General features: G+C 70.9%; 11 protein-coding genes. 6 read left to right on the top strand and 5 right to left on the bottom strand.

Annotation, left to right across the window (positions count from 1 at the left end; all coding sequences use genetic code 11):
• Positions 1 to 84 precede the first annotated feature (84 nt).
• A complete protein-coding gene (locus SCK26_RS29710) occupies positions 85 to 786 on the bottom strand; it encodes an HAD family phosphatase (protein ID WP_318204418.1) in 702 nt (233 codons plus the stop codon).
• A gap of 112 nt (positions 787 to 898) precedes the next feature.
• The gene (gene metH, locus SCK26_RS29705) at positions 899 to 4,414 is read right to left on the bottom strand and encodes a methionine synthase (RefSeq protein WP_318204417.1); all 3,516 of its coding nucleotides are present in this window, start codon (positions 4,412 to 4,414) and stop codon (positions 899 to 901) included.
• A 275-nt stretch (positions 4,415 to 4,689) separates the two neighbouring features.
• On the opposite strand from metH, the gene SCK26_RS29700 reads away from it, so the two are divergent.
• From SCK26_RS29700 to SCK26_RS29675, 6 genes are all read left to right on the top strand, one after another.
• Positions 4,690 to 5,454 (top strand): IclR family transcriptional regulator, encoded by a 765-nt coding sequence (locus SCK26_RS29700; protein WP_318204416.1) that lies wholly within the window; start codon positions 4,690 to 4,692, stop codon positions 5,452 to 5,454.
• 447 nt (positions 5,455 to 5,901) lie between these two features.
• The gene (locus SCK26_RS29695; RefSeq protein ID WP_318204415.1) at positions 5,902 to 6,696 is read left to right on the top strand and encodes an MIP/aquaporin family protein; all 795 of its coding nucleotides are present in this window, start codon (positions 5,902 to 5,904) and stop codon (positions 6,694 to 6,696) included.
• Between the two features lie 79 nt (positions 6,697 to 6,775).
• On the top strand, positions 6,776 to 8,314 hold the full coding sequence (gene glpK, locus SCK26_RS29690) for a glycerol kinase GlpK (RefSeq protein WP_318204414.1): 1,539 nt from the start codon (positions 6,776 to 6,778) through the stop codon (positions 8,312 to 8,314).
• Between the two features lie 47 nt (positions 8,315 to 8,361).
• Entirely contained in the window at positions 8,362 to 9,978 is a 1,617-nt protein-coding gene (locus tag SCK26_RS29685) for a glycerol-3-phosphate dehydrogenase/oxidase (RefSeq protein WP_318204413.1), read from the top strand.
• A gap of 118 nt (positions 9,979 to 10,096) precedes the next feature.
• Positions 10,097 to 10,768: a FadR/GntR family transcriptional regulator gene (locus SCK26_RS29680; RefSeq protein WP_318204412.1), complete on the top strand. Its 672-nt coding sequence runs from the start codon at positions 10,097 to 10,099 to the stop codon at positions 10,766 to 10,768.
• Positions 10,769 to 10,908: 140 nt separating this feature from the next.
• A complete protein-coding gene (locus SCK26_RS29675) occupies positions 10,909 to 11,829 on the top strand; it encodes a PAC2 family protein (protein ID WP_318204411.1) in 921 nt (306 codons plus the stop codon).
• 110 nt (positions 11,830 to 11,939) lie between these two features.
• Here the strand turns inward: SCK26_RS29675 and mshC are convergent, their stop codons facing one another.
• From mshC to SCK26_RS29660, 3 genes are all read right to left on the bottom strand, one after another.
• Positions 11,940 to 13,169, bottom strand: a complete 1,230-nt coding sequence (gene mshC / locus SCK26_RS29670) for a cysteine--1-D-myo-inosityl 2-amino-2-deoxy-alpha-D-glucopyranoside ligase (protein WP_318204410.1) — start codon at positions 13,167 to 13,169, stop codon at positions 11,940 to 11,942.
• Between the two features lie 127 nt (positions 13,170 to 13,296).
• Entirely contained in the window at positions 13,297 to 14,121 is an 825-nt protein-coding gene (locus tag SCK26_RS29665) for an SCO1664 family protein (RefSeq protein WP_318204409.1), read from the bottom strand.
• Positions 14,085 to 14,675 carry a DUF3090 domain-containing protein gene (locus SCK26_RS29660; RefSeq protein WP_318204408.1) on the bottom strand — a complete coding sequence of 197 codons (591 nt, stop codon included), beginning with the start codon at positions 14,673 to 14,675 and terminating at the stop codon, positions 14,085 to 14,087. The genes SCK26_RS29665 and SCK26_RS29660 overlap by 37 nt, the downstream gene beginning before the upstream one ends.
• Between the last annotated feature and the right edge of the window lie 31 nt (positions 14,676 to 14,706).

Genomic DNA, 14,706 nt, shown 5'->3' with positions numbered 1-14,706 from the left:
TACGTTCCCGGGAATTGTGTCCGGGCGGTCGGCGCGCTTCGCGCTCGCCGGGTTCCGCGGGCGGGGAACACCTGGGGTGAAGGGCTAGCGCGCTGCCGTCATCATGCCGCGCAGAAATGCCAGGTCGATCTCTTCCAGCGAGGAGACGACGGTGCGTCCCAGGGCCGGGCCGATGGGGGCGACGGAGGGGACGGCGACCACCCGGCAGCCCGCGGCCTCGGCCGCGGCGACCCCGGTCGCGGTGTCCTCGACCACGGCGCAGCGGGCGGGTTCCGCGCCGAGTCCGGCGGCGGCGAGCAGATACGGGTCCGGGAAGGGCTTGGTGCGGGAGACCTCGTCGCCGGCGATGGACAGGGCGAAGTGGTGCGGGCCGAGGACGGACAGCACGCGGTCGATGATGCGCCGGTGGGAGGCGGAGACCAGGGCGGTGGGGACCTCGTGCCGGTGCAGTTCGGCGAGCAGCCGGGCGGCGCCCGGCATCAGCGGCAGCGCCCGGTCGATCCGGCTCTCGAAGCCCTCGTTGAGCAGCACGGTGAGTTCGGCGAGGCCGATGTCGGCGCCGGTCGCCTCGATGAGGAAGCCGGCGCTGCGGGTCATGGGACCGCCGACCACGACATGGCGCCAGGTGTCGTCCAGGGTGTGCCCGAGGGAGGCGAAGACCTCCACCTCGACGTCCCACCAGAAGCCTTCGGTGTCCACCAGGGTGCCGTCCATGTCGAGCAGCACCGCCTGCAGGGCGGATCCTTCGGCCGTACGGGTTCCTGGCGCGGGGACCGTACTGGTCATCCGGGCGCACCTCCTTGAGGGACGGCCAGGCCGGTTCCCCGGCGGGGAACCGGCCTGCGGTGGACCGACCAGTCTACGACTTATCCGATCAGTGTGCCGAGTGAGACGTGCCTCACCGTGCGTTGAAGTACTTCGCTTCGGGGTGGTGGATCACGATGGCGTCGGTGGACTGTTCGGGGTGGAGCTGGAATTCCTCGGAGAGGTGGACGCCGATGCGTTCGGGCTGGAGGAGGGCGGCGATCTTGGCGCGGTCCTCCAGGTCGGGACAGGCGCCGTAGCCGAGGGAGAACCGGGCGCCGCGGTATTTCAGGGCGAACATGTCCTCGATGCCGGCGGGGTCCTCGCCGGCGAAGCCGAGTTCGGCCCGTACCCGCGCGTGCCAGTACTCCGCCAGTGCCTCCGCCAGCTGCACGGACAGGCCGTGCAGTTCGAGGTAGTCGCGGTAGGCGTTGGCCTGGAACAGTTTCGCGGTCTCCTCGCCGATGCGCGAGCCGACGGTGACGACCTGGAAACCGACGACGTCCCTCTCGCCGGACTCCTGGGGGCGGAAGAAGTCGGCCAGACACAGCCGCCGGCCCCGGCGCTGGCGCGGGAAGGTGAAGCGGGTGCGTTCGTTGCCGTGCTCGTCCAGGATGATCAGGTCGTCGTCCTTGGACACGCACGGGAAGTAGCCGTAGACCACGGCCGCTTCGAGGAGGCTCTCGCTCTGGAGGCGGTCCAGCAGGCCCCGCAGCCGGGGCCGGCCCTCGCTCTCCACCAGTTCCTCATAGCTCGGGCCCTGCCCGGTGCGGGCCTGCTTCAGCCCCCACTGGCCCTTGAACAGCGCGCCTTCGTCCAGCCAGCTCGCGTACTCCTTCAGCTGGATGCCCTTGCTCACGCGAGATCCCCAGAAGGGAGGCTCCGGTACCGGGTTGTCGGTGGCGACGTCGGAGCGGACGGCGCCCTGCCGCGGGCTCTCCTCGGCTTCGACGACGGCCGTGGCGCGGACCCGGCGGGGGCGTAGTTCGGGGAGTTTCGCGCCGGGGACGCCGCGTTTGACGCCGATGAGGGCGTCCATCAGGTGCAGGCCCTCGAAGGCGTCGCGGGCGTAGCGGACCTCGCCGTCGTAGATTTCGTGCAGGTCCTGTTCGACGTAGGCGCGGGTCAGTGCGGCGCCGCCGAGGATGACGGGGAAGCGGGCGGCCAGGTTGCGCTGGTTGAGTTCCTGGAGGTTCTCCTTCATGATCACGGTGGATTTCACCAGCAGGCCGGACATGCCGATGACGTCCGCGCGGTGTTCCTCGGCGGCCTCCAGGATCGCCGAGACCGGCTGCTTGATCCCGAGGTTGACCACGTTGTAGCCGTTGTTGGACAGGATGATGTCGACCAGGTTCTTGCCGATGTCGTGCACGTCCCCGCGCACGGTGGCCAGCACGATCGTGCCCTTGCCCTCGGCGTCCGACTTCTCCATGTGCGGCTCCAGATAGGCCACCGCGCTCTTCATCACCTCCGCCGACTGCAGCACGAACGGCAGCTGCATCTGCCCGGAGCCGAACAGCTCACCGACGACCTTCATGCCGTCCAGCAGGGTGTCGTTGACGATGTCCAGCGCCGGCCGGTCCTCGAGCGCCGCGTCGAGGTCGGCCTCCAGGCCGTTGCGCTCACCGTCGATGATCCGCCGCTTGAGCCGCTCCCGCAGCGGCAGCGCCGCCAGTTCCTCGGCCTTGCCCGCCTTCAGCGACTTCGCCGTGGCACCCTCGAACAGCCGCATCAGCTTCTGCAGCGGGTCATAGCCCTCCGAGCGGCGGTCGTAGATCAGATCGAGGGCGGTGGTGACCTCCTCCTCGCTGAACCGGGCGATCGGCAGGATCTTGCTCGCGTGCACGATCGCCGAGTCCAGTCCCGCCTTCACGCACTCGTCCAAAAACACCGAGTTCAGCAGGATCCGCGCGGCCGGGTTCAGGCCGAAGGAGATGTTCGACAAGCCCAGCGTGGTCTGCACCGCCGGATGCCGCCGCTTCAGCTCGCGGATCGCCTCGATCGTGGCGACACCGTCCTTGCGGGACTCCTCCTGGCCCGTGCAGATCGTGAAGGTGAGGGTGTCGATGAGGATGTCCTCCTCGCGGATGCCCCAGTTCCCCGTCAGGTCCGCGATCAGCCGCTCGGCGATTGCGACCTTCTTCTGCGGGGTGCGGGCCTGGCCCTCCTCGTCGATGGTCAGCGCGATCAGCGCCGCACCGTGCTCCCGCGCCAGCCCGGCGACCCGGGCGAACCGCGAGTCCGCCCCGTCGCCGTCCTCGTAGTTCACCGAGTTGATCACCGCACGGCCGCCCAGCCGTTCCAGGCCCGCCCGGATCACCTCCACCTCGGTGGAGTCCAGCACGACCGGCAGCGTGGAAGCGGTCGCGAAACGGCCCGCCAGCTCCTCCATGTCCGCCACACCGTCACGGCCCACGTAATCCACACACAGATCCAGCATGTGCGCGCCCTCGCGGATCTGCTCCCGCGCCAGCTCCACACAGTCCTCCCAGCGGCCCTCCAGCATCGCCTCACGGAACTTCTTCGACCCGTTGGCATTGGTGCGCTCGCCGATGGCCAGGTAGGAGGTGTCCTGACGGAACGGCACCGACTGGTACAGGGAAGCGGCACCGGCCTCGGGACGCGGATCACGCTCCGGCGGCGTCAGACCCCGCACACGCTCCACGACCCGGCGCAGATGCTCCGGGGTGGTGCCGCAGCAGCCGCCGACGAGGGAAAGGCCGTACTCGCGCACGAAGGTCTCCTGCGCGTCGGCCAGCTCCGGCGCCGACAGCGGATAATGCGCGCCGTCCTTGCCCAGGACCGGCAGGCCCGCGTTGGGCATGCAGGACAACGGGACACGCGCGTTGCGGGCCAGGTAGCGCAGGTGCTCGCTCATCTCCGCCGGACCGGTGGCACAGTTCAGCCCGATCATGTCGATACCCAGCGGCTCCAGCGCGGTCAGCGCCGCACCGATCTCCGACCCCAGCAGCATCGTGCCGGTGGTCTCCACCGTCACGGACACGATCACCGGCAGATCCAGGCCCAGGGCTTGCAGACCGCGCCGGGCACCCAGGACGGCCGCCTTGGTCTGGAGGAGATCCTGCGTGGTCTCCACCAGCAGCGCGTCGGCACCGCCCGCGAGCAGGCCCTCGGCGTTGCGCTGGTAGGCATCGCGCAAGGTGGTGTAGGGGGCGTGGCCGAGGGTGGGCAGCTTGGTGCCCGGGCCCATGGAGCCCAGCACCCAGCGCGGCCGGCCGTCCCGCGCGGTGAACGCGTCGGCGGTCTCACGCGCCACCCGGGCACCCGCCTCCGACAGCTCGTGCACCCGCCCGGCGATGTCGTACTCACCGAGCGCGGAATGGTTCGCCCCGAAGGTGTTGGTCTCCACGCAGTCCACACCCACGGCGAAGTACGCCTCGTGCACGGAACGGACGATGTCGGGACGGGTGACGTTCAGGATCTCGTTGCAGCCCTCGAGGTTCTCGAAGTCCTCAAGAGTGGGCTCCTGGGCCTGGAGCATCGTGCCCATGGCTCCATCGGCGACCACCACACGAGTGGCGAGCGCCTCACGGAGCGCGGACACACGGGCCCGGCTGTCGGCGGAAGGGGACGTTGGCGACGAGGCCATGTAAGGGCTCCCTGGGATGCGACGGCTGTCGGCTATGCAGCTTCCCCCGACGGGCGGGGCTTGCCGCACGGCGTCAGGGTAACCGGGAGTGGGCTTGGATGGGCACCACGTCCACGAGACGGACGTGCGTGGCCTTGGTGCGACGCCTGGACCTCGTGTGATGTAACAGGTGCCGTCCGACCATTAGCGGGAGGTCGGCATGGACCGGTAGTGTTCGGCATTGCCGAACGGTGACTGCTGTGTACGCAGTCGAAGGGGACGGAGGCAGGACGGCGATGGCACGGAACATCCAGTCGCTCGAACGGGCGGCGGCGATGCTGCGGCTGCTCGCGGGCGGCGAGCGGCGGCTGGGGCTGTCGGACATCGCCTCGTCGCTGGGCCTCGCCAAGGGCACCGCCCACGGCATCCTGCGCACTCTCCAGCAGGAGGGGTTCGTGGAGCAGGACGACACCTCCGGCCGCTATCAGCTGGGCGCGGAGCTGCTGCGCCTGGGCACCACCTATCTCGATGTGCACGAGTTGCGCGCGCGGGCCCTGGTGTGGACGGACGACCTGGCCCGCTCCAGCGGGGAGAGCGTGCACCTGGGGGTGCTGCACCAGCAGGGGGTGCTGATCGTGCACCACGTCTTCCGGCCCGACGACAGCCGCCAGGTGCTGGAGATCGGGGTCATGCAGCCGTTGCACTCCACGGCGCTGGGCAAGGTGCTCTCCGCGTACGACCCGGTGGCGCACAGCGAGGCGCTGGAGGCCGAGCGGAAGCCGTTCACCGACCGTACGGTGTGCGACGCCGCCGGCTTCGAGCGCCTTCTCGACCTCACGCGCGCGCGGGGCTACGCGGCCGACGTGGAGGAGACCTGGGAGGGCGTGGCGTCGATCGCCGCGCCGATCCACGACCGGCGCCGCATGCCGGTGGGCGCGGTCGGGATCACCGGCGCGGTGGAACGGCTGTGCCGGGAGGGCGAGCTGCGTCCGGAGCTGATCGCGGCGGTGCGGGACTGTGCCCGCGCGGTCTCCCGGGACCTGGGCGCCGGGCGGTTCTGAGGCGCCGCCGGCAGGCGTCGCATCCGGCAGGCAAGCGCGGCAGGCGCCCCGCGGGCAGCGCCCCGCGCACCTCCGCAGGCACCGCGGCGGGTCGTGGCCGGGACGAGTGACAGGACGACGGAAAACAGCCGGAGCGCCGGGCGGCGTTCCGGCTGCCGACCTACCCTAAAACGGACAAAAATCTCGATATCGTACGTCCAGCCACGAAGGTCGATAACCCGCAGCGATCAATAACGATCCTGTTTTGGATAGAAGAACTCTTGACGCACGCGTAACGCCGAAGCGAGACTCCCGTCCATCGGTCGGCATTGTCGAACACCTACCGGCAATACGCGCTAGAGTGTGACAACGCCAAGGGCCGGCATCGCTCTCACCCACGAGGGCGCCAGAACCACCGGAGGGACCCGGGGTTCGGCTACCCCTGGACGAAGGACAAAGGAGTCGCGGGTGTCCAGCTCCGACATCTTCATCGGCGAGACCATCGGTACCGCCATACTCATCCTGCTCGGCGGCGGTGTCTGCGCCGCCGTCACGCTGAAGGCCTCCAAGGCCCGTAACGCCGGCTGGCTCGCCATCGCCTTCGGGTGGGGCTTCGCCGTCATGACGGCCGCGTACCTCTCCGGACCGCTGTCCGGCGCGCACCTCAACCCGGCCCTCACCGTCGCCCTGGCCATCAAGGACGGCCACTGGAGCAACGTTCCGACCTACTTCGCCGGCCAGCTGCTGGGCGCCCTCATCGGCGCGGTCCTGGTCTGGGTCACCTACTACGGCCAGTTCCTCGCCCACCTGACCGACAAGGAGATCGTCGGCGGTCCGGGCGCGCAGGCCACCTCGGCCAAGGCCGTCGAGGCCCAGGAGAAGGGGGCCGGACCGGTCCTCGGGATCTTCTCCACCGGTCCGGAGATCCGCAACGTGGCGCAGAACCTCGCCACGGAGATCATCGGCACCTTCGTGCTGGTCCTCGCCATCCTCACCCAGGGCCTGAACGACCAGGGCAACGGCCTCGGCGTCCTCGGCGGTCTGATCACGGCGCTCGTGGTGGTGTCGATCGGTCTGTCGCTGGGCGGTCCGACGGGCTATGCGATCAACCCGGCCCGCGACCTGGGCCCGCGCATCGTGCACGCCCTGCTGCCGCTGCCCAACAAGGGCGGTTCCGACTGGTCCTACGCCTGGATCCCGGTGGTCGGCCCGCTGGCCGGCGGCGCGATCGCAGCAGGCGTCTACAACCTCGCCTTCGCCTAGGAAGCGTGCGGAAAGCACCGAGTCTTCGCGCACACGCCGTACGCACAGCCCCCTCACCACGGACTTCCAGGAGCACACAGTGACCGACGCCCACACCGCAGGCCCCTTCATCGCGGCGATCGACCAGGGCACGACCTCCTCCCGCTGCATCGTCTTCGACCGGGACGGCCGGATCGTCGCCGTCGACCAGAAGGAACACGAGCAGATCTTCCCCAAGCCGGGCTGGGTCGAGCACGACGCGAACGAGATCTGGACCAACGTCCAGGAGGTCGTCGCCGGTGCCATCGCCAAGGCCGGCATCACCCGGGACGACATCAAGGCCATCGGCATCACCAACCAGCGCGAGACCACCGTGCTGTGGGACAAGAACACCGGTGAGCCCGTCCACAACGCCATCGTCTGGCAGGACACCCGCACCGACGCCCTGTGCCGGGAGCTGGGCCGCAACGTCGGCCAGGACCGCTTCCGCCGGGAGACCGGCCTGCCGCTCGCGTCGTACTTCGCCGGGCCCAAGGCCCGCTGGCTGCTCGACAACGTCGAGGGCCTGCGCGAGCGCGCCGAGGCCGGCGACATCCTCTTCGGCACCATGGACACCTGGGTCATCTGGAACCTGACCGGCGGTGTCGACGGCGGCCGGCACGTCACCGACGTCACCAACGCCTCCCGCACCCTGCTGATGAACCTGCACACGATGCGGTGGGACGACAAGATCTGCGAGTCCATCGGCGTGCCGGAGCAGATCCTGCCCGAGATCCGTTCCTCCGCCGAGGTCTACGGCGAGATCACCGGCGGCCGGCTGGGCGAGCTGCTCGGCGGCATCCCGGTCGCCTCCGCGCTCGGCGACCAGCAGGCGGCCCTGTTCGGCCAGTGCTGTTTCTCCGAGGGCGAGACCAAGTCGACCTACGGCACCGGCACCTTCATGGTGATGAACACCGGCGAGAAGATCATCAACTCCTACGCCGGTCTGCTCACCACCGTCGGCTACAAGATCGGCGACCAGCCGACCGTGTACGCCCTGGAGGGCTCGATCGCCGTCACCGGCTCGCTGGTGCAGTGGATGCGCGACCAGATGGGCCTGATCTCCACCGCCGCCGAGATCGAGACGCTCGCGCTCTCGGTCGAGGACAACGGCGGCGCCTACTTCGTGCCGGCCTTCTCCGGCCTGTTCGCCCCGCACTGGCGCTCCGACGCGCGCGGGGTGATCGCCGGCCTGACCCGGTACGTCACCAAGGCGCACCTCGCGCGCGCCGTCCTTGAGGCCACCGCCTGGCAGACGCGGGAGATCGCCGACGCCATGGTGAAGGACTCCGGCGACGAGCTGGTGACCCTCAAGGTCGACGGCGGCATGACCGCCAACAACCTGCTGATGCAGACCCTGGCCGACGTCCTGGACGCACCGGTGGTGCGGCCGATGGTCGCCGAGACCACCTGCCTCGGCGCCGCCTACGCCGCCGGTCTCGCCGTCGGCTTCTGGTCCAGCACCGACGACCTGCGCGCCAACTGGCGCCGGGCCGCCGAGTGGACCCCCCGCATGGACGCGGAGACCCGCGCCCGTGAGTACAAGAACTGGCTCAAGGCCGTCGACCGGACCATGGGCTGGCTCGAGGACGAGAGCTGAGCGGTCCGACCGGCTCAGTCAGCTCTGACGAGGAGTAAGTACCCCACATGACCAGTCAGTCCACCCTGCAGTCCGTACCTGCCCTGGGGACGCACCCGGCCTCCGGCTCGAACCCGAGCCGGGCCGAGACCAGGGAGCAGCTCGCCAAGGCGTCGTACGACCTTCTTGTGATCGGCGGCGGCATCCTGGGCATCTCCACCGCCTGGCACGCCGCGCAGTCCGGGCTCAGGGTGGCGCTGGTCGACGCCGGCGACTTCGCCGGTGCCACCTCCTCCGCCTCCTCCAAGCTGCTCCACGGCGGTCTGCGCTACCTGCAGACGGGCGCGGTGAAGCTGGTGGCGGAGAACCACTTCGAGCGCCGTGCGGTCTCCCGCCAGGTGGCCCCTCACCTGGCGAACCCGCTCACCTTCTACCTCCCCGTGTACAAGGGCGGCCCGCACGGCGCGGCCAAGCTCGGCGCGGGTGTCTTCGCCTACTCCGCGCTGTCGGCGTTCGGCGACGGCGTCGGCCACCTGCTGTCGCCGGCCAAGGCGGCGCAGGACGTGCCCGAGCTGCGCACCGAGAACCTCAAGGCCGTGGCCGTGTACGGCGACGACCAGATGAACGACGCGCGCATGGCGCTGATGACGGTCCGCGCGGCCGTCGAGGCGGGCGCGGTCGTCCTGAACCACGCCGAGGTCACCGGGCTGCGCTTCACCCGGGGCCGGGTGACCGGCGCGGAGCTGAAGGACCGCCTGTCCGGCGAGGAGTTCGGCGTCAGCGCCCGTCTGGTGCTGAACGCGACCGGCCCGTGGGTCGACCACCTGCGCAGGATGGAGGACCCGAACGCGGCGCCGTCCATCCGCCTGTCCAAGGGCGCGCACCTGGTCCTGAAGCGCACCTCTCCGTGGAAGGCCGCGCTCGCCACGCCCATCGACAAGTACCGCATCACCTTCGCCCTCCCCTGGGAGGACATGCTGCTGCTCGGCACCACCGACGAGGAGTACGAGGGCGACCCGGCGGACGTGTCCGTCAACGACAAGGACATAGCCCAGATCCTGGACGAGGCCGCGTTCTCCGTCCGGGACCAGCAGCTCCGGCGCGACCTGATCACCTACGCGTTCGCCGGTCTGCGGGTGCTGCCGGGCGGCCCCGGGGACACCGCCAAGGCCAAGCGGGAGACCGTGGTCACCGAGGGCAGGGGCGGCATGCTGTCCGTCGCCGGCGGCAAGTGGACGACGTTCCGCCACATCGGCCGCACCATCATGAAGAAGCTGGAGGCGCTGCCGGGCCACCCGCTCGGTGACGACTTCGAGCCGATCTCCTCGCTGCCGAAGAAGCTGCCGCTGCCCGGTGTCGCCAACCCGCGCGCGGTCGCCCACCGGCTGCTGTCCGACGGCCCGGCGCCCGGCCCGCGCATGGCCGCCGACACCGCCAGGCACCTGGCCACCCACTACGGCTCCCTGGCCTTCGACATCGCCCGTCTGGCGAACGAGAACCCGGAGCTGGGCGAGCGGGTCCACCCCGACGCCCCCGAGATCTGGGCGCAGGTGGTCTGGGCCCGTGACCACGAGTGGGCCGAGACGGCGGACGACGTGCTGCGCCGCCGCACCACGCTGACCATCCGGGGCCTGGCCACGGACGAGGTCCGGACGAAGGTCCAGGAGGTCCTGGACGAGAAGTAGGCCGGTACCGCAAGGACCGCGCAGGAAGGGGGCGCCGCCGCCCGCGGGCGGGCGTCCCCTTCGCGCGCCCGCATAATGTGCCGGGACATCCGATGTCCGGGCGACGGGAGGCCGGTTGATGGCAGTCACCGACGAGGCGATCGAGAAGATCAAGGACATGATCGTCTCCGGTGCGCTGCGCCCGGGCGACCGGCTGCCCAGGGAGAGCGAGCTGGCCGCCGGGCTGGGGCTCTCGCGCAACTCGCTGCGGGAGGCCGTACGGGCGCTGTCGCTGATCCGCATCCTCGACGTGCGGCAGGGCGACGGAACCTACGTCAGCAGTCTCGATCCACAACTGCTGCTCGAGGCCCTGAGCTTCGTCGTGGACTTCCACCGCGACGACACGGTGCTGGAGTTCCTCGCGGTGCGCCGGATCCTGGAGCCGGCCGCGACGGCGATGGCGGCCTTCCGGATCGGCGAGGCGGAACTGGACGCGCTGTCGGCCGGGCTGGACGCCCTGGGCGAGGCGCCGTCGGTGGAGGAACTGGTCGCGGCGGACCTGGAGTTCCACCGGAGCATCGTGCGCCGCGCCGGGAACTCCGTGCTGTGCTCGCTGCTCGACGGGCTGTCCGGGCCCACCACGCGGGCCCGGATCTGGCGGGGTCTCACCCAGGAGGACGCGGTCGGCCGCACCCTGCGCGAACACCGGGCGATCCTGGGCGCGCTGCGCGACCGGGACGCGGAGGCGGCGCGGTCCTGGGCGACCGTGCACATCGCGAGCGTGGAGCAGTGGCTGCGCTCCACGCTGTGAGTCCGTGCCGCGCGCGTGTCCCACGGCGGCGAACGGGGCAGTGATCCGTTCACTCCCCCGTGCAAGGGGGCTGCGGGCGCCCCCGCGGGACGCCGTAAGGTTGGTGGGTCAAGCGAGGGCACGTCGGAAGGAGGCACTGGGTGATCGAGCTGGAGGGGGTTCCCGAGCTGATCGACCCAGTCATGGTGGCCGCGTTCGAGGGCTGGAACGATGCCGGCGACGCCGCCTCCACGGCGGTCGCGCATCTGGAACGCGAATGGAAGGGCGAGGTGTTCGCGGCGCTCGACGCCGAGGACTACTACGACTTCCAGGTGAACCGTCCCACGGTGTTCATGGACGGCGGTGTGCGCAAGATCACGTGGCCGACGACCAGGTTGTCGGTGGTCCGGGTCGGCGGCGACAAGCCGCGCGATCTGGTGCTGGTCCGCGGCATCGAGCCGTCCATGCGGTGGCGTTCGTTCTGCAACGAACTGCTCGGCTTCGCACACGAGCTGGGCGTGGAACTGGTGGTCGTCCTGGGTGCCCTGCTCGGTGACACCCCGCACACGCGGCCGGTCCCGGTCAGCGGGGTCACGTCCGACCCTGACCTGGCCCGCCGCATGGACCTGGAGGAGACCAAGTACGAGGGTCCGACGGGCATCGTCGGCGTCCTCCAGGAGGCGTGCACGCACGCGGGCGTCCCGGCGGTCTCGCTGTGGGCGGCCGTGCCGCACTACGTCTCCCAGCCGCCGAACCCGAAGGCCACGCTGGCGCTGCTCAACCGCCTGGAGGATCTGCTGGACCTGCGGATCCCGCAGGGTGAGCTGCCGGAGGACGCGCGGGCCTGGCAGGTGGGCGTGGACCAGCTGGCGGCCGAGGACAGCGAGGTCGCCGAGTACGTCCAGACGCTGGAGGAGGCGCGGGACACCGCGGAGCTGCCGGAGGCGTCCGGCGAGGCGATCGCCCGGGAGTTCGAGCGGTATCTGCGGCGCCGGGACGTGGGCCCTCCGGGCGGGAAGCCCAGGCCGCCCGCCTCCGGCGGCGGGGGCAAGGAGGAGGACGAGGACGGTCCGGAGGACTGAGGACCGGCACGGAAGAGGGGCGGTTCCCTTTCACGGGAACCGCCCCTCTTCTTCCGTTCGAGCGACTGCCGCGTTGGACCGTCGCGCCGAGGCTGCTCTGCTCGGGGTGTTTACAGGGCCACGCCCAGCAGAGCGTCCACCGCCCTGGTGACCAGGCCGGGTGCGCCCGTGTCCGTGCCCCCCTCTTCCTCCTGCCGGGCCGCCCAGCGGTCCACGGCCGCGAGGGCCGTGGGGGCGTCCAGGTCGTGGGAGAGGGCCTCGCGGATCTCCTCGACCAGGGCGTCGGCGGAGGGGCCGTCGGGGCGGGAGACCGCCGCGCGCCAGCGCCCGAGGCGGGCCACGGCGTCCTGGAGGACCTGGTCGGTCCACTCCCAGTCGGCCCGGTAGTGGTGGGCCAGCAGGGCGAGGCGGATCGCGGCCGGGTCGACGCCGTCGCGGCGCAGCCGCGAGACGAAGACGAGGTTGCCCTTGGACTTGGACATCTTCTCGCCGTCCAGGGCGACCATGCCGGCGTGGACGTACGCCTTGGCCATCGGGAACTCGCCGGTGAGCACCTGGGCGTGCGAGGCGCCCATCTCGTGGTGCGGGAAGGCGAGGTCCGAGCCGCCGCCCTGGACGTCGAAGCCCATGCCGAGGTGGTCCAGGGCGATGGCCACGCACTCGATGTGCCAGCCGGGCCGGCCCGGGCCGAGCGAGGCGCCGTCCCAGCTGGGCTCGCCCTCGCGGGCCGCCATCCACAGCATCGGGTCCAGCGGGTTCTTCTTGCCCGGGCGGTCCGGGTCGCCGCCGCGTTCGGCCGACAGCAGCCGCATGGCGGCGGCGTCCAGGTGCGAGACCTTGCCGAAGTCCGGGTCGGACTCGACGGAGAAGTAGATGTCGCCGTCCAGTTCGTACGCCGCGCCGAGGTCGCGCAGCCGCTCCACGAGCGGGACGATGCCGGGTATGGCCTCGACCGCGCCTATGTAGTGCCGGGGCGGGAGCATTCGCAGGGCGGTCATGTCCTCGCGGAAGAGGGCCGTCTCGCGCTCGGCGAGGGCGGTCCAGTCGAGGTCGTCCCGCACGGCCCGCTCCAGCAGCGGATCGTCGACGTCGGTGACGTTCTGGACGTAGTGAACCTGCCGCTTGGTGTCGAGCCACACGCGCTGGACGAGGTCGAACGCGTTGTAGGTCGCCGCGTGACCCATGTGGGTCGCGTCGTACGGCGTGATGCCGCAGACGTACAGACGGGCGACGGGACCGGGGTCGAGGGTGACCAGACCGCCGGTCGCGGTGTCGTGGATCCTCAGGTCGCGGCCCTGACCAGGCAGGGCGGGGACCTCGGAAGCGGGCCAGGCATGCATGTACATGAGCCTAACCGGCACCCGGCCGCGTATACGAACGGGATCGGGCCGGATGACCGGTTCGGCGTTCTTGAACATCGGCGCCGGATGTGCTGGGAGGCCGGACGCGCCCGGGTGCCGGACGGGTCTACACGGGTGGCCAGGGGATGGCCGGCCAGTCGCCGCCGGGCTCCGGGTGCCGGCCGGAGGCGAGCAGCGCGTCGACCCGCGCGCGCGTGGCGTCGATCTCGGCCGCCGTGATCAGTGCGGCCAGCCGCGCGCCCAGCGGGCCGTCCAGGGCGTCCCGCAGCCTCTTGAGGACGCCGACGGCCTGGTCCGGGAGGGGTTCGCCGGCCCAGCCCCACAGCAGGGTGCGCAGTTTGTTCTCGACGTTGAAGGTGACGCCGTGGTCGATGCCGTAGAGCCGGCCGTCGGCGGTGGGCAGCAGATGGCCGCCCTTGCGGTCGGCGTTGTTGATGACCGCGTCCAGGACGGCGAGCCGGCGCAGCCGCTCGTCGTCGGCGTGCACCAGCAGCGCGGTGCGGCCCTCGCCGACGTCGGCGAGCCCGACCGCCTTCCAGCCCGGCTCCGGCTCCTCGCCGTCGACCAGGGCGAGCAGCTCGGCCTCCGCGTGGACGTCGATCCACAGCTGGCACATGCCCTCGCCGTACGGCCCCTCGCGCAGCACGGTGGGCGGCACCAGCCCCCAGCCGGTCGCCTCGGAGACCTCGTAGGCGGCCACCTCGCGGCCGGCCAGGGTGCCGTCGGGGAAGTCCCACAAGGGGCGCTCCCCGGCGACCGGCTTGTACACGCAGGAGGCCTGGCGGCCGTCGAGGGCGACCGTGCAGAACAGGGCCGCGTTGGACGCCTCGCGGATCCGCCCGCGTACGGTCAGCTCACCGTGCGCGAGCAGCTCGGCCGGGTTCGGATCGGCCGTCACGCTCCGCGGCGGTATCCGTTCTGGCGCGGACATACGTGTCCTTCCGGATCGAGCGGGAGGCTGCACAGCGGGCACGGCGGCCGCCCGGCGTTGACGACGTCGAGGGCGCGCTTGGCGAAGGCCCGGGCCTGCGCGCCGGTCAGCCGGACCCGCAGCATCGGGGGTCCGTTCTCCTCGTCCTGGAGCAGGCGCTCCTCGGCCTCGGCGAGGTCTTCCTCGGTGTCCGCGTCCAGCTCGACCAGTGCCTGCGCCTCGACGATCATGCGCTGGTCCTCGCCGTCCCAGGCCAGGGCCATGGTGCCGACGCGGAACTCCTCCTCGATGGGAGTGTCGAGCGGTGCGGTGTCGCTGATCTCGGCGGGTGCGACGGCGGGGACGGCGGCGCTGCCGCCACTACGCCGTACGACCTCGTCCAGCAGTTCGTCCATGCGCTCGGCGAGCGCGGCCACCTGGGTCTTCTCCAGGGCCACGCTGGTCACCCGGGAGCCTGCGATGGCCTGGAGGAAGAACGTACGGCGCCCGGGCAGTCCGACCGTGCCGGCCACGAAGCGGTCCGGCTGGTCGTAGAGGAACACCTGACGGGACACGTCCTGTCTCCATTGAGTCGTGGTTTCCAGA

The sequence above is a fragment of the Streptomyces sp. SCL15-4 genome, from assembly GCF_033366695.1.
GTDB lineage: Bacteria > Actinomycetota > Actinomycetes > Streptomycetales > Streptomycetaceae > Streptomyces.
This window is presented reverse-complemented; position numbering and strand designations above follow the sequence as displayed.